Source organism: Streptomyces tamarix, assembly GCF_032423885.1.
In the GTDB taxonomy this organism is placed as follows: Bacteria; Actinomycetota; Actinomycetes; order Streptomycetales; family Streptomycetaceae; genus Streptomyces; species Streptomyces tamarix.
In genome coordinates this window covers 13,521-32,407 of sequence record NZ_JAWCTQ010000017.1, presented here as the reverse complement: position 1 = coordinate 32,407, position 18,887 = coordinate 13,521, and the positions used below count along the sequence as shown (strand labels likewise).

Annotated in this window: 8 protein-coding genes; 5 read left to right on the top strand and 3 right to left on the bottom strand. The window is 71.8% G+C overall.

Annotated elements, in window-relative coordinates; translation table 11 throughout:
- Nucleotides 1–8 precede the first annotated feature (8 nt).
- Nucleotides 9–6,767 carry an RHS repeat domain-containing protein gene (locus RND61_RS15710; protein ID WP_315878568.1) on the bottom strand — a complete coding sequence of 2,253 codons (6,759 nt, stop codon included), beginning with the start codon at nucleotides 6,765–6,767 and terminating at the stop codon, nucleotides 9–11.
- Nucleotides 6,768–7,303: 536 nt separating this feature from the next.
- Between RND61_RS15710 and RND61_RS15705 the strand changes: the two genes are divergently transcribed.
- A complete protein-coding gene (locus tag RND61_RS15705) occupies nucleotides 7,304–10,816 on the top strand; it encodes a DNRLRE domain-containing protein (RefSeq protein ID WP_315878567.1) in 3,513 nt (1,170 codons plus the stop codon).
- Between the two features lie 147 nt (nucleotides 10,817–10,963).
- Here the strand turns inward: RND61_RS15705 and RND61_RS15700 are convergent, their stop codons facing one another.
- Nucleotides 10,964–11,293 (bottom strand): hypothetical protein, encoded by a 330-nt coding sequence (locus RND61_RS15700; protein ID WP_315878566.1) that lies wholly within the window; start codon nucleotides 11,291–11,293, stop codon nucleotides 10,964–10,966.
- Between the two features lie 739 nt (nucleotides 11,294–12,032).
- Nucleotides 12,033–12,692, bottom strand: coding sequence for an RNA polymerase sigma factor (locus RND61_RS15695; protein ID WP_315878565.1), 660 nt, complete (start codon nucleotides 12,690–12,692; stop codon nucleotides 12,033–12,035).
- 302 nt (nucleotides 12,693–12,994) lie between these two features.
- Here RND61_RS15695 and RND61_RS15690 point away from each other — a divergent pair, with 302 nt between their 5' ends.
- From RND61_RS15690 to RND61_RS15675, 4 genes are all read left to right on the top strand, one after another.
- Nucleotides 12,995–13,531, top strand: a complete 537-nt coding sequence (locus tag RND61_RS15690; RefSeq protein WP_315878564.1) for an SRPBCC family protein — start codon at nucleotides 12,995–12,997, stop codon at nucleotides 13,529–13,531.
- A gap of 79 nt (nucleotides 13,532–13,610) precedes the next feature.
- A complete protein-coding gene (locus tag RND61_RS15685; protein ID WP_315878563.1) occupies nucleotides 13,611–14,816 on the top strand; it encodes an MFS transporter in 1,206 nt (401 codons plus the stop codon).
- A 466-nt stretch (nucleotides 14,817–15,282) separates the two neighbouring features.
- Complete coding sequence (locus RND61_RS15680; RefSeq protein ID WP_315878562.1) at nucleotides 15,283–17,133, top strand: glycoside hydrolase family 15 protein; 1,851 nt, start codon at nucleotides 15,283–15,285, stop codon at nucleotides 17,131–17,133.
- 24 nt (nucleotides 17,134–17,157) lie between these two features.
- The gene (locus tag RND61_RS15675) at nucleotides 17,158–18,885 is read left to right on the top strand and encodes a GMC oxidoreductase (RefSeq protein ID WP_315878561.1); all 1,728 of its coding nucleotides are present in this window, start codon (nucleotides 17,158–17,160) and stop codon (nucleotides 18,883–18,885) included.
- The last annotated feature ends 2 nt before the right edge of the window (nucleotides 18,886–18,887 follow it).

The window sequence follows — 18,887 nt, the reverse complement described above, 5'->3', positions numbered from 1 at the left end:
CGTTTCCACTAGGCGACACAGGCGGCCGGATTGTCGGCACAGGGATCGGAGAACGCCGAGTCCTCCACCCCCAACGGGTCCACCATGCCTTCGAACACTTCCCACAGGCCGTCCTTGACCCCGTGTTCCTCGATCAGTTCCGGGGCCTCGACGATACCCAACGCGCCGCCCGCGATGCCGAACGACTTGTAGAAGCCGCCCAGCTTGGTCGGTGAGCCCTGGGGCCTCGGCTTCGGGTTGGGCGATTTGTCCTTGGGGTGGACCTGGAAGTCCTGGCCGGTGAGGTCGGACACCGCCTCGCGGGCCACGACGTTCTTCCGCGTGCCGACGAGGTTCTTCTCGATCTGCGGGTTCTTCTTCGCGTAGGCCGTCATCCCGCCGTCGATGTCCTTGAGGTTGAGGGCGTGCCACAGCTCCTTGGCCTCGGCCCTGGCGAGCTTGATCTCGGCGTCCGTGAGGATGCCCTGGCCGCCCTTCAGGCGGGCCTTCCGATCGTCCTCCAGGAGTTCGGACACGCGGTTCATCAGGTCGGGGACCTTCGGGACGTGCCACTTCCCGTTGACGGGCTTGCCGTAGTTCAGCTCGTGGATGAACGCCGTGGTCGCCTTGCCGTCGCCCAGGACCTTCGCGCCGGGCCTGACCTCGCGGAGGTAGATGGCGTCCAGGATCTTCTGGAAGCCCCCGTGCTTGACCACGGGCGGCTTCGCGACCGGCTTCTTCAGGCCCGGGTTGGCGTGCAGGCCGATCCCGGTGATCTGCATGATCATCTTGCGGATGTTCGCGAAGCTGAACCACAGCAGGCCGGTCGGGTCGCTCTTGGTGATCGGGCTGTTGTTGCTGTAGGCGTACCCGTTCATCTGGAGCGGGTCGGACAGGTCCACCACCGGGTCCGCGGAGATGAACCGGCCGGTGGCCGCGTCGTACTCGCGTGCTCCGATGTGGATCAGGCCACTCGGGTCGGCGATGCCGACGCCCAGGTAGGAGCGCCTGTCGACCCAGGCCGGTTGGGGGCCGCGCACCTCGCCGAAGGGCTTGAACGCCCTGCGGGTGACCGGCTGGTTCGCCGCCTGCTCGACCGCCGTCGTGGCCGTGCCCAGGTGGTCGGAGAGCAGCACGGTCAGCTTGTGGCCGGTGGCGGCGCCGTTCACCGTGGAGCGGACCACGGTGGGCGCTCCCTGCTGCGCGTAGCCGCGGGTCGCCCGGGTGACCGCCCCGGCGGCGGTGGTGAGTTCGGCGCCGTCCAGGTAGAGGACGCTGCCGGACGGGCTGTTCTCCAGGATCCGGTTGCCGTCGGCGTCGTAGACGTACTTCGTGGTGACGCCGTCGTCGGTGATCGTCGCGAGCTTGTTCTCACGCGTCCAGGTGAGGTCCTGCGTCGTGTGGGGCAGGTCCCGCTTGGTGGTGTTGCCGCCGGCGTCGTGGGTGTACGCGCTGCCTCCGCCGGACGGCGTCGACGACACCCAGGACAGGGTGTGCGGCTGGGTCGTGTACGACGGGGCGGTTCCGTTGCCGGTGACCGTCTTGCCGTAGCCGTAGGTGAAGGTGACGTCCTTGGTCGCGTCGGCGGTGTTGTGCTCCACCAGCGAGGCGCGGTTCGCGATCAGGTCGTACCGGAAGGACTGCCAGTAGGAGGTGGCGCCCGTGTCCACGGTGCCGGCGGCCGGGGCTCCGGCGGTCAGCGAGGCCGTCAGCTCCGTGTCCGGGGCGGTGGCGTCGCTCTCCTCGTTCGGGGCCTCGGCCACGGGGCCGGTGGAGGGCCAGCCGTCCTTGCGCGGTCCCCACACCGAACCGTCGACGGCCTTGCAGCCCGTGCCGTCGCCCTGCGGGGCCAGCTTGGAGGTCCAGGCCTGGGTGAGTTCCCCCATCGCGTCATAGGTGAAGCACTGGGTGTCCCTCGTCTTGGTCGTGCCGTCGGTCAGCTCGCGGGCGAAGCTGGTGATGTTGCCCGCGAGGTCGTACGCGTAGCTGCTGTCGCTGACCCGGTGCGCGTTGGCGGTCTCCCGGTCGACGACCGTGCGCTGCAGGCGTCCCGTGTGCTCGTCGACGAAGTTGGTCGTCCACACGCGGTACGGCTGCGGTCCGGTGACGGTGCGCAGCGGCTCCCCGTACGGCGAGTACGTGACGTCGGCGGTGTACCAGGTGTGCCCGGAGAGGGATTCGGCCAGTCCGTCGCTGTTGTAGCGGGTGATGACCTTCTCCTGGGCGAGGCCGCCCGCCGCCGGCAGGGTCACCGACAGCGGCTTGCCCGTCGGGGTGTAGGCGTACGCGTACTTGTACGTGCCGGACACGCCCGCGGTCATGGCGTTGGCCGGGACCACCACTTCCCGCGCGGTGGGCCGGTACTGGTCGTCGTAGGCGGTGACGCGACTGACGTAGTCGCCGCTCGCGTCGTGGCGGACCGCGGAGGACCGCTGGCCGACGGCTCCGGGGACCTGGTCGTAGGTGAACTCCTTGACGGGCGCGGCGGTGGCGGAACCCTCGCGGACGGCCAGCACGCGGCCGAGCTGGTCGTAGGCCGTGTGGACCGAACCGCGGACGTCGGTGGCGCTGGTCTGCCGGTCCGCGTCGTCGTAGCCGTACGTGACGCTCCCCGTGTCGGGGTCGGTGGCGGAGACGATCCGGCCGCGGGCGTCGTGGGTGTAGGTCCACACGTTGCCCGCCGGGTCCGTGACCTTGTTGCGGTTGCCCCGGGCGTCGTATCCGTAGTGGGTGTTCCGCCAGCGGCTGCTGGAGCGGTTCGTGTAGTGCTGGATCAGCGTGGTGCGGCCGCGGGCGTCGGTCCAGGTGTTGGTGGCCGCGGCGGCGCCGCCGGAGGGGTGGGTGTAGGTGTTGGTGTCGCCGTAGGTGGTCGTCGACCAGGAGGCGGTGGAGCCGCCGTGGTACGTGGTCGTCCTGACCGGCCGCTCCAGCCCGTCGTAGCGGGTCCGGACCAGGCTGGGGACGAGGGAGTCGGACACCCGCTTGAACTGGGCGGCCTCGGGCTCGCCCTTCGCGAGGTACGAACCGGTCTGCTCGCCGACCAGGCCGTGGTCGTTGTAGCGGGTGTCGGTGATGATGCGGCCGGGCCCGTGGGCCTCCTTCTGCGTCTGGACCGCGCGCATCAGGCCGTCGTAGATGGTGATCTGCTTGGCGTAGCCGCCGTCGTCCTTGAGGCTCTGCGCGACGACCGCGGTCGGCCGGGTCACCGTCGGCGTGGACTGCGCCAGTTGGTAGGAGATGACGACGTCGGGGCTCTGGGTGCCCGAGGACCGCTTGGTGGACCAGCCCTTGACCAGTCGGCCGAACGCGTCGTACTCGGACCGCACGACCTTCTGGTTGGGGTCGGTGACGGTCAGTTCCGCTCCGCGGCCCGGGTCGAAGGTGCGAACGGTGGTGTGCCCCTTCGGGTTGATCACCTTGACGCTGGTGACGGCCCCGCCCTCGTCGCCCGGGACGTACTGCGTCTCGGTCGTGCCGACCTGCGGCTCGGTCACCTTGCGGGTGCGGCCGAGCGGGTCGTACGTCTTCGTCGTGACGACCGAGTGCGAGGTGCCCGCGCCGTCGGTCTCGGCGACCGAGGTGGCCAGACCCTTGACGGGGACCGCGCCCCAGGCCAGCCCGTCGTAGGACATCCGGGTCGACGTGACGAGCTGGGTGGCGGGGTCGGCCGAGGCGTGGGCCGCGCACGAGGTCGCCGTCTTGCGGGTCGACGAGGGGACGCCGATGAGGTGCGCCGTCGTGTTGTGGACGAACGTCGTCTTGACGCAGTCGTAGTCGCTGAGCGTCTCGCCGGTGCCGTTCGGCTTGACGACGGCCGTCTGCACCTGCACGGGCAGGCCCCAGTCCGGGTCCACCTCGGTCTCCGTGCGGACCGCCTGCCAGCCGGTGCCGACCGTCTGGATGGCGTCGGCGCGCCTCACGCCGCTGCGGTACGCCTTGAGCGGCGGCAGCCCTCCGTCACGGGTCCTCGAAGCGGTCTCCTTCAACCAGGGGAACGTCAGATTCCGCTTGACGATCCGGCCGCCGGTGCCGTCGTACACGATCGACTCCGCGGGCAGGCCGGCGTACGGAGCGGCGTCGTCCGGGGCCAGCGTGACGGCACCGGTCGAGTCCTTGACCTCTCCGCCCGTGCCGCGGAAGTACCGGACGACGGAGCGCGACTGGGTCTGGGGGCTGCCGGTGGAGGGCACGCTCTTGCTGCCCTTCACCGTGGTGACCTTCTGGTAGCCCCGCCACTCGCTGTGGGTGCGCAGCTCCGGCCTGACGAACTCGTCGTCGCTCTTGCCCCAGGCCGCGTTCTCGTAGTCGTACCGGTGCGTGATCCGGTCCGAGACGCCCGTGATCCTGTCCGTCTCGGTCACGGTGTGCACGACGTACTTGTTGAACCAGGCCAGGGCCGGCTTCTCCAGCTCGCCATCGGGCGACCAGCGGATCGGGAAGCAGGTCCCGCGGTTGTCCTCGGGCGCGACGGCGGGCTGGACCCGGCAGCCGCCCTTGTAGGTGACCTCGATGTCGCCGCCGTGCTCGGTGGAGACCGTGCCGATGCGGGGGCGGGTGAAGCCGGGGCGCGGGTCGTTCTTGCTCCGCGGGACGAGGTTGGGCAGCTGCTGGTCCTTGAGGTGGCCGCTGAGCGGATGCCCCGCGCCGACGCCGACGACGTACGGCTTGAAGCTGATCCCCGCCTTGGACATCAGCGTGCCGGTCGTGTCACCGGGGCGGAAGCCGTAGTGGGTGATGGAGTTCAGCCACAGGCCGGGCGCCGTGTCGTACCAGTCGCGCGGGAAGGAGTGGTTGAGCAGGTAGGTGTCGACCTTGGCCAGACCGGTCGTACCGGGCCGGTGGGCGTAGGTGGTGACCCCGCCCAGCCGCAGCCGGTTCCAGAAGGACGGGAAGGCGGGGCAGAGCTTGGAGTCGGACTTGCAGTTGAGGTTGCCGGGGCTGTCCCACCACGGGCGGTAGGAGGCGGGGTTCTTGGTGTCGTCGAACTTCTCGGACGCGCACGCCGTGTCGTCCTGCACGCAGCGCTGCCAGAGCAGGAAGTCGACCTTGGCCGCCGGCTCGGCGCCCAGCGCGCCCTCGCGCAGCCCGTACTCGATGGAGTCGGGGAGGCCGCCGCGGTAGTACTTCTCCGGCGTCTTGAACTTCTTGTTGACGGCGTAGTAATTCGCCGACCGGTGCCAGTTGACGATCATCACGTTGCCGTGGACGTCGACGACCTTGTCCAGGCCCCAGTGCCAGGCCTGCTGCTTGTCGGTGTCGTTGTTGCACCGGGAGGCGGCGAAGGTGTCGGCGTGGCAGGGCTCGCCGGGGTGGTTGCCGAAGACGGGCACGGTGAGGACGGACTGGGTGTCGGCGTGGCCGTCACCGATCTTGTTCAGTCCGTAGAAGTACTTGGTGCCGTCGGTCGTGGTGACCACCCAGTACTCGCCGTCGTTGTCGCCGTTGCTGCCGCCGGTCTTCAGCTCGACGCGGGTGCCGTCGTCCTGCTGGGGGCGGTAGGTGGTGCCGGAGCCCACGCGGACCAGTTCCACGGTCCGGCCGGCGTGGGACATGACGGCGTTGTGGGAGACCCAGCACAGGTCGGACGTCTTGTCCTTCTTGGCCGTGTTGTTCGGCGTCCCGGCGGCGGTCTTCTCCCGGTCGTCCTTGCAGGTGCGGTACCGGCGCTCGATGTGGCCGGGATCGTAGTCCCAGCCCTCGCCGACCCAGGACGCCTGCGGCGAGGACGTGGCGGTCCTGCCGTCCACGGCCTGTGAGTTGTAGTCGAAGGAGATCTCCGGGGCGGGGCCCGCCGGCGCGGGCGGCACCGCCAGGGGGTAGGACCAGGTGAACGCCCCGGAGGACGTTCCGGCCTCCCACTTGCCGTTGGAGATCAGCGGGGTCGCCTTGAAGGAACCGCCTTCACCCGCGCCGGAGTCGACGGCGCCGATGACGGCCCGGTCGCCCGCCGCCGCCACCTGCCGGGCGCCCGACGGGCGGTACGCGGCCTGGAAGACGCCGGAGCCCGGAGCGGTGACGCGCGGCGCCGAGACCGGGGTGACGGTGCCGTCGGCGGCGGTGTCGACCGTCGCCGTGAGGGTCCTGGTGGTGGTGTCGTTGGCGGTTTCCAGCTCGGTGTAGGTGCGGCACTCCTCCAGGTCCGGCGTGGTGAGGTAGCACTCGGGGAACTGGACGAAGCTGAGCCGGGAGGCCCAGTCGGCGCCGTACAGGTTCTGGTACTTGGCGTAGTCGAGCTGGACGGAGACGGGCACGGAGCCGGTCGAGGGGGCCGTCACGGTGACCACCGCGCCGTCGACCCCGTCGGACTCGGGGGCGGTCCGGGCCGAGACGCCGACCTGCCACGTGCCGGTGGGCACCGGGGCGCCGGGCGCCGGGCCCAGCTTCACCGGGAGGTCCTCGACGGGTTCGAGGGCGACGGGTGCGGCGGTGGACGCGGCCGCGGACGCCGTGGCGGTGAACGCGGCCGGCTGCGCGGTGGGCGCGCCGAAGGTGACGAAGCCGGTGTCCGCGGGCGGCGGCGTGGCGGTCCCGGCCGGCGCCTCGGTCTGGTTCTCGGGGGCTTCCGCCTCGATGCTGTCCAGGCCGGCGTTGCGTGTGGCCCCGTCCACCGGCTTCTCGTCGGGGAGCTGCTCCAGGACGAGCTCCTCGCGGGGCAGTTCGTCCCGGGCGGGGTCCGGCGGCAGGGCCGCGGCCTGCGTCGGGAGGAGCGTGACGAGCAGCGCGGCCCCGAGGGCCGGGATCGCTGTGGTGCGCAGGCGCTTTCGCCGCGCGGACAAGAAGGCAGGCACGGGTGGAGTCCCCCCGGACGACAAGAGGCGGCGCCTGGGCGGACCGCAAGTGAGGCCAATAACGGGGCGATTCTGTGGTCGGGTCGCGGGTAAAGGCCAGGCAGGATGTGATCATGTGGTGATGATCACATCCACACTTCCTCCCAATCACCCGCGCGCTCGGACCGTTTCCTGCAATACCCGTTATTCCTGCACGGTCGGTTCGAACGGCACTTCGGGGCACACTCGCTGACGTAGTGACACGTACCGGGTGAAGACGACGCGGATTATGTCGGGGTACGGGAGGAGACACCCGGTTCGTTCGCCGTTCGCTCCCGGCCGTCTCCGGCGGTGCCACCGGCCCGGCCCGACACGGAAACGCTCCACGCCCGGCCGTGGTTCCCCGTCCGCCGCGTGACGCCCCACCCGCCGTGAGTCATGATCTGCTCGCATCCGTCACGTCCGGCGCGCCTCGCCGTGCCCGCGTGACCAGCGATCAGGAGCCCGGTCGGCGGTCTGCCGCATGCCGGTTTCGAGGGGGGAAGGGAACCTCGCTCATGACGAGCAGATGGCGCCGCGTGCCCGGGCGCCGGCCACTCGCGGCCATCGCCGCCGCCGTCGTCGTGGCCTCCGGCCTGACGTACGCCGGGCTGGACGGCGACACCGACGAACGCCCGGACACAGCCAGGCCCGGCACCCGGCACAGCACTCCGCTGAGCGAGGCCGAGGCCGGCGCGCAGGCCCGCGAGACGGGCAAGGCCGTCGAGGCGACCGCGATGCGGACCGCGTACTCGACGACGTGGGCCCGTCCGGACGGGCTGATGCAGCGGCGCATCCACGCCAGCCCGATCCGCGCCAAGGTCGACGGGGGCTGGAAGGCCATCGACACCGACCTGCGCCGCGTGGACGCGGGCTGGTCGCCCAGGGCCACCAACGTCCGCATGGTCTTCTCCCCCGGCTCGAAGGCCGGGGGCGGCGACCGGGCCTCACGCGCCGTCGCGCGGCGCGTCCCGCTGCTGCCGACCGCGACGACCGCCACCACGGCGGGCAACGTCCTGGCCACGCTGACGGTCGGCGGCCACGACATCGTCCTGACCTGGCCGGGCACCGTTCCGACGCCGATCATCGACGGGCCGCGCGCGCTCTACCCGGAGATCCTGCCGGGCGCGGACCTCGTGATCACGGCCGACGACGGCGGCTTCGCCCAGCTGCTCGTGGTGAAGACCCGCCAGGCCGCCGCCGACCCGCGGGTGGCGCGGCTCGCGTACGGCCTGTCCTCCCCCGACCTCACCTTCCGGCTGGACCCGGTCACGGGTGTCGTCTCCGCCTCCGACGCCGGCGGCCAGGACGTCGCCGAGTCGCCCACCCCGCTGATGTGGGACAGTTCCGGCACGCCCGCCCTGACCGACGGACAGGCCGGCACCAGCGCCTCCCCCACCGCGCCCGAGGTCATCCCCTCCGACTCCCCGGCCCCCGCGCCGACCTCCGAGGAGTCGCCCGCCCCGTCCGCCGAGCCGACGGACTCGCTGAACGACAGCGACCAGGGCGACGTCTACAACGAGGTGCTGCCGGAGGCGACCGACGAGGCCGCCGACCCGTCCGTCGCGGACGAGATCGACCCCACCGCACCGCCCGTACCGGCCGAGCCCAGCCCCGAGCCCTCGCAGTCCGGTTCCGCCGCCACGCTCTCCCTGGCCGGGGTCAACGGCCCGCAGCCCGACTCCAGGGGCACGCTCGTCGGGACGGACCTCGACGGCGCGGACTGGGTGATGACCCCCGACCAGGAGTTCCTGAACGACCCCCAGACGGTCTACCCCGTCTTCATCGACCCGTCCGTCAAGAAGCACACCAACGACTGGACGACCGCCTACAGCCGCCACCCCAACGCGACGTTCTACAACGGCAAGAACTTCAACAAGGGCGGCACCCACGAGGCCCGCGTCGGCTACGAGTCCGACACGTGGGGCACCTCCCGGTCGTACTTCACCATCGACTGGGACCCCGACCTCAAGGGCTCCACCGTGCACAGCGCCAAGCTGCGCGCCCTGGAGACCTACTCCTGGTCCTGCAGCAAGCGCAGCATGACCGTTCACCTCACCGGCCCGATCACTTCCAAGACGAACTGGAAGAACGCGCCGAAGATGACCAGCGCCAACAAGATCGGCGGCGCCAGCTTCGCCCACGGCTGGAAGTCCTCCTCCTGCCCCGACGAATGGGTCGCGTTCGACGTCAAGCCCACGGCGAAGAAGGCCGTCGACGGCGGTTGGAAGAACATGACGATCGGCTTCAAGGCCGCGGACGAGGGCTCGCAGTACTCCTGGAAGAAGTTCCAGGCGAACGGCGGCCACGACCCGTACGTCGACCTGTCCTACAACCGGCCGCCGGCCGCGCCGTCCAGCCTCCTCCTCGACCCGAACGGGACGCGCTGCGACACGACGTCCCCGTACCTCAACGTGGGCGCCTCGTCGATCACCCTCTGGGCGAACAGCAGCGACAAGGACGGCAACCTCCAGTCGATCCACTTCGAGCTGTGGCCCACCGGCGGCAGCACCACCAACCTGCTCGGCGGCAGGGGCAAGGTGTCGGTCGGCAGCCAGACCGGCTCGGCGAAGGCGCACACCGACCCCATCCCCACGGGCAACGTCACCGGCGGCCTCAAGCTGGTGAACGGCACCACCTACTCGTGGCGCGCCAAGGCCGTCGACAAGTTCGGCGCGACCTCCTCGTACTCCCCCGCGAAGACCCCGTGCCGGTTCGTCTTCGACAGCTCCAAGCCGTCGCCGCCGACCGCGACCTCGACGCAGTTCCCCGACGCCGACGCCAAGGACAACGGCTTCGAGAACGACACCGAGGACTCCAAGTGGAGCTCCGTGAAGTTCGGCACCCCCGGGTCGTTCGCCTTCAAGGCGGCCCAGACCGACGTGGTGAGGTTCGAGTACGGCTTCAACCAGGCGTCGTACCCCTTCTCGGTGGCGCGGACCAACGGGGCGCCGGTCACCACGGTGACCACCGTGACGAACGTCAAGCCGCCACTGGCCGGGCCGAACGTCCTGTACGTGCGGACGGTCGACGACGCGGGCCACGTCTCCTCCCCGCTGAAGTACTTCTTCTACGTGACCCCGCGGGACCAGGCGGACACCCCCGGGGACTTCACGGGTGACAAGCTCCCCGACCTGATGGTCGTGGACGGCAACGGCAACCTGCGGCTCTACCCCTCCGAGGCCACCACGGACCTGGTGAAGGGCACCGGCGACCTCGACTACTCCATGTCGGGCGCCTACCGCGCCAACCCAGCGAAGGACCCGAACGGGGACGACGGACTGCCGCCGTACGTCGCGGCGCCCTCCGGGTACTGGAAGAACACGCTCATCACCCACCTCGGCGACATCTACGGCGGCGACGGGCTCCAGGATCTCGTGGCACGTCGTGAGGGCAGGCTGTGGGTCTACCCGGGTGACGGCTACGGCGGCGTCAACATCGACAGGCGCCAGCAGATCCTGCTCCCGTCGAACGCGCCGGCGCCGGACACGATCACCCAGATCGTCTCCGCGGGCGACGCCACGGGCGACGGCAAGACCGACTTCTTCCTGAAGGTCGGCGACGCGCTCTGGGCCCTGGTCGGCTACAACGGCGCCAGCGTCGAGCAGGCGGTGCTGCTGTCCGCCTCGGCCTGGTTGGAACGCGACATCGTCACCGTCCAGGACGTCACCGGTGACCGCGTGAGCGACCTCATCTACCGGACGGACGTGTCGGGCCGGCTGCTGCTGCGGACCGGCAAGAAGGACGCCGACGGCAGCGGCGTGAGCCTCAGCTCGCTGTCCTCCGCCGCCAACTCCGCCACGGGCCTGGACGACCAGTACGGCGCCTCGGGCTGGGGCCGCAGCAGCATCCGGCTGCTGCACGGCAGCCCGGACGCCAACGGCGACGGCATCCCGGACATCTGGACGCTGCGGGTCGACGGATCGGTGCGCTTCTACGCGGGCACCCGCGGCGAGATGCAGCACAGCGGCATCGAGATCATCGGCAACAGCGACGGGGTGGGCTGGAAGAACAAGCTCGCCATCGGATGACGCGCACCGCCTGCCGAGGGGGCCCGGCCGGTCGGCCGGGCCCCCTCGGCGTGCCGCCGGCGGGGCGGGTCCGGCACGGAGGGGGGCGGTGGCACCGGAGCCCTTCCCGCCGCCACGGCACCGGCCGCCGGGGAGGGGCCGGGGCGCCTACCGGCCGGTGCGGCGGAGCATCACCGCCAGCGCCCAGAACGCGGCGGCGGCGCTCAGCATGTCGGCGGCCTGCGAGTCGCCCCGGACGAGCATCACGAGGCCGGCGACGAACGCGGCCGTGCCGAGCACGGCCAGGCCGGCGCGGCCGACGGCGACCGCCAGGGCGGCGGGCCGGCGCCGCAGCCGGGCGCGGCGCAGACGGCGAACGCGGCGCCGGGCCGCGCGGACTTCCGCCTTGCGGCGGCCCAGTTCCCTCCGGGCGGCGGCGAGACGGGCGTCGGGCCCCTTGCTCCGGTCGTCTCCGGTCGGTTGCGGCAAGCTGGTCATGGAACGATCCCTCTCTCGTCGGCGCCGCCCCTCCTTCCCGCTCGCCTTTTCCCTTCCGAGCGGTACGGAGGAGCCCGTGGTGAGGCCTCACGGGATATGACTGAGCCGGGCCCCGAAATGTCGGGACCCGGCTCGGTGACCTACGTCACGCAGCCTCAGCTGCGGAACGCCCCTAACGAGCGCGCCGCGTTACGACGCGCCACTAGCCCGCGGACCCTGTGTCCGCCTGCGACGCGGCGGAGTCGAGCAGTTCCCGGGCGGGCCACCGCCTTTCGCGCGCCAGGCGCGTCGACACCGCGAATGGGAATGGCTTCGACGCGCCGCACACCCGTCTCACGGTCCTTCCGCCCGCTGTTCCCGTAAAAGGGCAGCAAAGGCAGGATCCTGGTCAGTAACTGGTCGCACGCCCGGTAGGTGACGCCCCTCCACGCGTGGATGAGGGCTACGAAAGCCCGGATCTTGTCGTTGGTGTCGAACAACGGATTCCCTCTCTCCTTGTCCGCTACAGCTCCCCGCGCTCCGTCCGAGGCTGCGGGGAACCACCGAAAGATTCCTCTTCCAGGGTTCTTCATTGAGTTTTTCGCGATGAACGGCGGACTTTTCTCGGTGTTTTCTTCTCTGGTTCGGCGTTTTCTTCTCTGGTTTTGCACTGGGCGCCCGATCGGCTTCCCACTCGGACCCGTGAACCGTGCGGACGGTGCGCACGGCCCACGGGCCCGCGAAGCAGGCCGACCGGGCGTCAGTCGGTCAGTCCGAACCGGTAGAGCACCTGACGGCGCTTGTCCGGTGCGCGGAGCTTCCGCAGCGCCGCGTGGGTCGCCGTTCGGACCGATGCCGTGGTCGTGCCCAGCAGCTCCGCCACGTCCTTGGCCGGCAGGGCGTACGCCTTGTGCAGGATGACGACCCGGGCTTCCCAGGGCGTCACCAGGCCGTGTAGGTCCCGCGCCATCTCCGCCGCCCTCCGGTGCAGTTCCCGCATGCCGTCGGGCGCTTCGGCCCCGTCCTCGTACGCGGTCGACTCGTGGTCCTCGACCAGCACCTCGGTCAGTCGCGCCAGCCTGCGCCGGTGGTCCCGGCGGAGGTTCAGCGCGACCGTGGTCATCCAGGCGCGCACGGAGGCGAGGGGCCGCGCGTTCCCGTCGGTGAGGTGCAACCACACCTTGATCATGGTCTGTTGGGCGATGTCCTCGGCGTGGGGGCGCGCCTCCCACGCGGTGAGGCGGTTGACCAGGAGCGGGTGGTACTCCAGCGCCTCCTCCCATGCGGCGGCGGCTTCTAACCCCAGCGCCTCCCCGTGGCCGCACGCGGGGGGCTCCGTCGTTCGGTGCCGCTCCCGCTCGTTGTCCTGCCCCCGGCTGTCGCCCTCGTCGTCGAGGGGCCGTTCAGCCCTGATGGCCATCCGTACTCCTTCGATCCCTGTGCACCCCGCGCCGCTCGTACGCGGGGCCGTACACCCCTCATGACGCGCCGGACGAACCACTCTGAAGATCGTTTCAGAAGAAATTCCGAAATCCTCCCGGCGCGGGTGACCGTGCCGGGGAGGGGCGGCCGGCGGCAGCGGGGAGCCCCGAAGGACGGCCTTCGGAGGGAAACGCCCGATACGACCCTCCCGGTACGGGTACGGATGTTCCGATGGCAACCGCGCCTGCCGTCGAGACACCGCCCCGCCCGGGGCAGCTCACGGAAGGACACCCCACCCCCATGACCACGCAGAACGCGATCAACTGGCCCGAGGACCGCCTGCCCGGCACCGGTGACCACTTCGTCTCCAACGAAGTGATCGTCCGGGGCGTCAGCGCCGCCCGGGTCTGGCACTACCTGACCGACACCTCCACCTGGGAGTCGTACTACGGCAACATCGCCGGCATCGCCTTCCCGGAGGGCGGCGGCCCCGTGCTGGAGGACGGCGTCGCCTTCACCTTCGAGCCCGTCGGCTTCCCGTCCGTGCGCACCCAGCACGCCCGCGTCGTCGAGTTCCAGGCCCCGGCCGAGGGGGTCCCGGGCCGCCTGTCCTGGACGGCCCACCAGGAGGGCACGCCCGAGGAGCGGCTCGACGTGCTGCACGCCTGGCTGGTCGAGGACCTGCCCGGCGGCCGGGTCCGCGTCCTCACCCAGGAGACGCAGAGCGGCCGGCCCGCCGCCGAACTGGCCCGGCAGGTCCCCGACCCCATGCTCAACGGCCACCAGGCCTGGCTGAACGGTCTGATCAAGGCCGCCTCCGGCGGGCTCGCCGCCTGACGCGCCGCCCCGGGCCCGGGCCCGGATGCGGCCGCGCGCCGGGCTGCGGGGGGCGCGGGGCGCGATTACCGTCGGCGGTATGGACGGTGGTCTTCGGGGCTGGCGGCGGTGCCTGCTCAGCGGGGCGGTGTTCGCCGTCTGCATGGCCGGTACGACGCTGCCGACCCCTCTCTACGGCCTCTACCAGCAGAAGTTCGACTTCTCCGACCTCACGATCACCGTCGTGTACGCCGTCTACGCCGTCGGAGTCATCGGAGTGCTGCTGCTGGCGGGCAACGCCTCGGACGCCGTGGGCAGGCGTCCGGTGCTCGCGTGGGGCCTGGGGTTCGCGACCGCGAGCGCCCTCTGCTTCCTCTTCGCCACCGCGCTGGGCTGGCTGTACGCGGGGCGGCTGCTGTCGGGGCTGTCCGCCGGCCTGTTCACCGGGGCCGCCACGGCGTACGTGATGGAGACGGCGCCGCGCGGCGGCGCCGCGCGGGCCACGTTCGTGGCGACCGCCGCGAACATGGGCGGGCTGGGCTGCGGTCCGCTGCTCGCCGGGGTGCTCGCGCAGTACGCCGACTGGCCGCTGTACCTGCCGTTCGCCGTTCACCTCGCCCTGGTGGCCTGCTCGGCCGCCGTCCTGCTGTGGCTCCCGGAGACCGTGCGGGAGCGGCGGCCGCTGAGCACCGTACGGCCGCAGCGGCCCGGCCTGCCCCCGCGGGTGCGGGCGGTCTTCGGGCCCGCGGCGGCCGCCTCCTTCGTGGGGTTCGCCCTGTTCGGGGTGTTCACGTCGGTCAGCCCGTCCTTCCTCGCCCAGTCCCTGGGCGTGCACAACCGCGCGGTGAGCGGACTGGTCGTCGCGCTGGCCTTCTTCGCCTCGACCGCCGGGCAACTGGCCGTCGGCCGGGTCGGCGTGGGCCGGTCGCTGCCCCTGGGCTGCGCCGCGCTCCTCGCCGGGCTGGTGCTGCTGGCGGGCGCGTTGTGGTGGGATCTGTTGCCGCTGGTGGTGCTGAGCGCGGTCGTCGGCGGGGGCGGGCAGGGGCTGGCGTTCCGCGGGGCGGTGTCCGCGATCGTCGAGGTGACCGGGGCGGACCGGCGGGCGGCCGTGATCTCGGCGCTGTTCGTGGTGGCCTACGTGGGCATCTCGGTGCCGGTCATCGGTGTGGGGCTGTTGGCCGGGCCGATCGGCCTGGAGGGCGCCGGGCTGGTGTTCATCGCGTGCATGGCCCTCCTGGTGTCGACCGCGGGCGTCTACCTGCTCCGGCGGCCGGTACCGGCGGCGGGGACCGGCGGGGTCCGCTAGGCGTGCCGCCCGGGGAGCCGTGCGCACGGCCGCCCGGCGAGGGACGCGGCTGGCACGGCGACGTGGTGGCCGGGGCCGTCCCCCGGCGTCGGCGAGACCCCACGCGGGCCCCGGCCGGAGAACCGGCGGGCCCACCGGCGGCGGAGGCCGGCCGGCCGCGACGGTGACGAATCGCGCCCGCGCCCGCTCTGTGCCACGCTGGACGAGGTGCCCACGCACGCGCCCGGGCCGTCACCCGTCCGCGAGTACGCGGCGTACGCCCGGCACGCGTCCCCGGGCGATACATCCATCAACCATCCGCTCACGTGCCGTTCCGCCCGCCGTGCGCCCGTTCCGGCCCCGGGCCGGGACGCGTCGGGAACCGGCAGCGCGTGGGCCCCGGTGGTGACCCGCCGCGCCGACGCCGTGCGCAGCGCGCACGGTGGTCGAAGGCGCGGGCCGCCGGCCGGTGCGAGGGAGCGTCGGAATGGTCAGTGCCATCGAGGACTACGCCTTCGTCGGCGACCTGCACTCGGGTGCGCTGGTGGGACGCGACGGGTCGATCGACTGGTTGTGCCTGCCCAGGTTCGACTCCCCGGCGTGTTTCGCCGCGCTGCTGCACGACGACAGCGCCGGCCGGTGGCTGCTGGCCCCGGCGGGGGGCGGCCCCGCGACACGGCGCCGGTACCGGGACGACACCCTGGTCCTGGAGACCGAGTGGCACACCGCCGACGGCGGCGTGCGCGTCGTGGACTGCATGCCGCTGCGGGGCGAAGCCGCCGACGTGGTGCGCCTGGTCGAGGGCCTCAGCGGGCGTGTGGCCATGCGGATGGACCTGCGGCTGCGTCCCGACTACGGCCGGATCGTCCCGTGGGTGTACCGCGCGGGCAACGGACTGCGGGCCGTGGCCGGGCCGGACGCGTTCTGGCTGCACACCCCGGTGGAGGTGTACGGCGAGAACATGACCACCCGGGCGGAGTTCACCGTCGAGGCCGGCCAGCAGGTGCCCTTCGTCCTGACCTACAAGCCGTCCCACCTCGTCAGCCCCCTCACGCCGGTCGAGGCGCTGCCGGCCATCGAGGCCACCGAGCGGTTCTGGCGGGGCTGGACGAGCCGGTGCGGCTACCGCGGCCGGTGGGACGACGCGGTGCGGCGCTCCCTGATCACCCTCAAAGCGCTGACGTACCAGCCCACCGGGGGCATCCTCGCCGCGGCCACCACCTCGCTGCCCGAGCAGCTCGGCGGCTCGCGGAACTGGGACTACCGCTACTGCTGGCTGCGCGACGCCACGTTCACGCTCCAGGCGCTCATCGCCACCGGTTACCTGGAGGAGGCGACCCGGTGGCGGGACTGGCTGCTGCGCGCGGTCGCCGGCAACCCCGCCGACCTGCAGATCATGTACGGCCTCGACGGTACCTGGCGACTGCCCGAGTACGAGCTGGACTGGCTCTCCGGGTACGAGGGCTCGCTCCCCGTCCGGGTCGGCAACGCCGCCACCCGCCAGTTCCAACTGGACGTGTGGGGAGAGGTCCTCGAATCCCTCTACGTCGGTCGTGAGGCCGGAATGGCCGCCAGCGACACGGCCTGGAACATGCAGCGGGCCCTGCTGGACTTCCTGGAGGGCAACTGGCGGGAGCCCGACCTCAGCCTGTGGGAGGTCCGCGGCGAACCGCGCCACTTCGTGCACTCGAAGGTGATGGCGTGGGCCGGCCTGGACCGGGCGGTGCGCTCGGTGCTGCACCACGGGTGCCGGGGCTCGGCGGACCGCTGGGCGGCGCTGCGCGACCGCGTCCACGAGGAGGTCTGCGAGCGGGGCTTCGACGCCGAGCGGAACACCTTCACCCAGTTCTACGGGTCGAAGGGGGTGGACGCCGCCCTCCTGCTCCTGCCGCGCGTCGGCTTCCTGCCCTGGGGGGACCCGCGGATCCGCGGCACCGTCGACACGGTGTGCCGGGAGCTGAGCGAGAACGGTTTCCTGCGGCGCTACCGGCCGGAGGCGGACGGCGGCGTGGACGGCCTGCCGGGTTCCGAGGCCACCTTCCTGGTCTGCACGTTCTGGCTCGTCGACGCGCTGCACGGCACCGGCCGCCGGCAGGAGGCCCTGGAGCTGTTCGACCGGCTCCTCGGCCTGCGCAACGACGTGGGGCTCCTCGCGGAGGAGTACGACCCGGCCACCGGCCGGCACCTCGGCAACACGCCGCAGGCGTTCAGCATGGTCGGCCTCGTCAACAGCGCCCTGTGGCTCAGCGGCACGACGGACATCACCGCCGTCGACAGCCCGCACGCCGGGTCCGGGGCCGCCGCACCGGCCGCACACGGCAGCCGCCCGCGCCGCTGACGCGGCCAGGCCGAAAGGACGTCCATGAACGACATCGACGCGCCCGTCTCCCGCGAGGCCGACGTGCTGGTCATCGGCAGCGGCCCCGTCGGATGCGCCTTCGCCCGCAGGCTGGTGGACGCGGGCGGGAGCGTCCTGATGATCGACGCCGGGGCCCAGCTGTCCCGCCGCTACGGCGAGCACCTCAAGAACAGCTACTTGTTCCAGAAGAACATCGACCTGTTCGTCTCCGTCATCAGGGGCAACCTGCTCCCCCTGTCGACCGCCACCAACAGGGAACCGGTGCTCACGCTCGACCCGTCGGCGTTCTCCTACGACCCGGAGAAGTACGCCGGTTTCTCGATGCGCAACCAGAACCCGGAGCAGCGCAAGCACCTCAACCTGCCCGCGGCGGCGGCCACGTACGCGGTGGGCGGCATGGCCACCCACTGGACCTGCGCGGTGCCCCGCTTCCACCCCGAGGTGGAACGGCGGTACGGCGGCCAGGACTACCCCATCGACGAGAAGCAGATGGACCGGCTCTACGACGCGGCGGAGTCCCTGCTCGCCCGGAGCACCTCCGTCTTCGCCTCCTCCGCCCGGCACCTGCTGGTCAAGCAGGTGCTGCAGCGGGCCGGGGAGGAGTTCGCCGACATCACCGAACTGCCCCTCGCGGTCAGCGACCGCGCCGACTCCGCCCGGACCTCGGCGGTGACGTGGTCGGCCGCCGACACCGTCCTCGGCGACCTGGCCGACCCCGCCCACACACCGCCGCGGGGCTCGTTCACGCTGCTGCCCGAGCACCAGTGCGTCCGGCTGGAGATCACCGGTTCGGGCAAGGAGCAGCAGGTCCGGTACGCCGTGGTGCGCAACCTGCGCGACGTGCGCGAGGAGGTGCGGCTGCGGGCCGACACCTACGTGGTGGCCTGCGGCGCCGTCCCGACGCCGCAACTGCTGTTCAACTCGGGCGTCACCCTGCCCGCGCTCGGCCGCTACCTGACCGAACAGCCCATGTCGTTCTGCCAGGTGGTGCTGCAGCAGGCGCACATGGACCACGTCGAGGAGATCCTGCGCTCCGCCTCCGGCGACGGCGACGGCAACAGCGGTGGCGGTCCGGCCGGGGCCGCCGCCGACCGGGTCGCCCAGTACCGCGCCGCCCAGTTGAAGCGGCTGCGCTCCGGCGACAAGACCGCCGACCCGGTGCCCTTCCCCCCCACGGAACGGGACCCGAACCTGGCCCTGCTGGTGACCGACGGGCGCCCCTGGCACTGCCAGATCCACCGGGACGCCTTCACCTACGGCGCCGTACCGCCCAACGTCGACCCCCGGCTCATCGTCGACCTGCGCTGGTTCGGCATCTCCCGGCCCCACCCGGAGAACAGGGTCACCTTCTCGCGCCGGCTCCGCGACACCTTCGACATGCCGCAGCCCACCTTCCGCTTCTGCCTCGACGAGGCCGAACGGAAGGAGACGGACCGCATGAACGAGCACATGCTGCGCACCGCCGCCGTGCTGGGCGGCTTCATGCCCGGCTCGGAGCCCGTCTTCCTCACCCCGGGCCTGCCCCTGCACATCGCGGGCACCACCCGCATGGGCAGGAGCCCGCTGGACAGCGTCGTCGACGAGTACTCCAAGGTGTGGCACGTCGACAACCTCTACCTCGGCGGCAACGGCCTGCACCCCTTCGGCAACGCGTCCAACCCCACCCTCACCAGCGTCGCCATGGCGCTGCACGCGGTCGACGCCATCGTCAAGGGCCACCCCGGACACTGACC

Bases quoted from the DNA above. Each gene is read 5' to 3' on its own strand.
- RND61_RS15680 (WP_315878562.1), top strand. From the start codon at position 15,283: ATGGTCAGTGCCATCGAGGACTACGCCTTCGTCGGCGACCTGCACTCG.
- RND61_RS15700 (WP_315878566.1), bottom strand. From the start codon at position 11,293: ATGACCAGCTTGCCGCAACCGACCGGAGACGACCGGAGCAAGGGGCCC.
- RND61_RS15675 (WP_315878561.1), top strand. From the start codon at position 17,158: ATGAACGACATCGACGCGCCCGTCTCCCGCGAGGCCGACGTGCTGGTC.
- RND61_RS15690 (WP_315878564.1), top strand. From the start codon at position 12,995: ATGACCACGCAGAACGCGATCAACTGGCCCGAGGACCGCCTGCCCGGC.
- RND61_RS15695 (WP_315878565.1), bottom strand. From the start codon at position 12,692: ATGGCCATCAGGGCTGAACGGCCCCTCGACGACGAGGGCGACAGCCGG.
- RND61_RS15705 (WP_315878567.1), top strand. From the start codon at position 7,304: ATGACGAGCAGATGGCGCCGCGTGCCCGGGCGCCGGCCACTCGCGGCC.
- RND61_RS15685 (WP_315878563.1), top strand. From the start codon at position 13,611: ATGGACGGTGGTCTTCGGGGCTGGCGGCGGTGCCTGCTCAGCGGGGCG.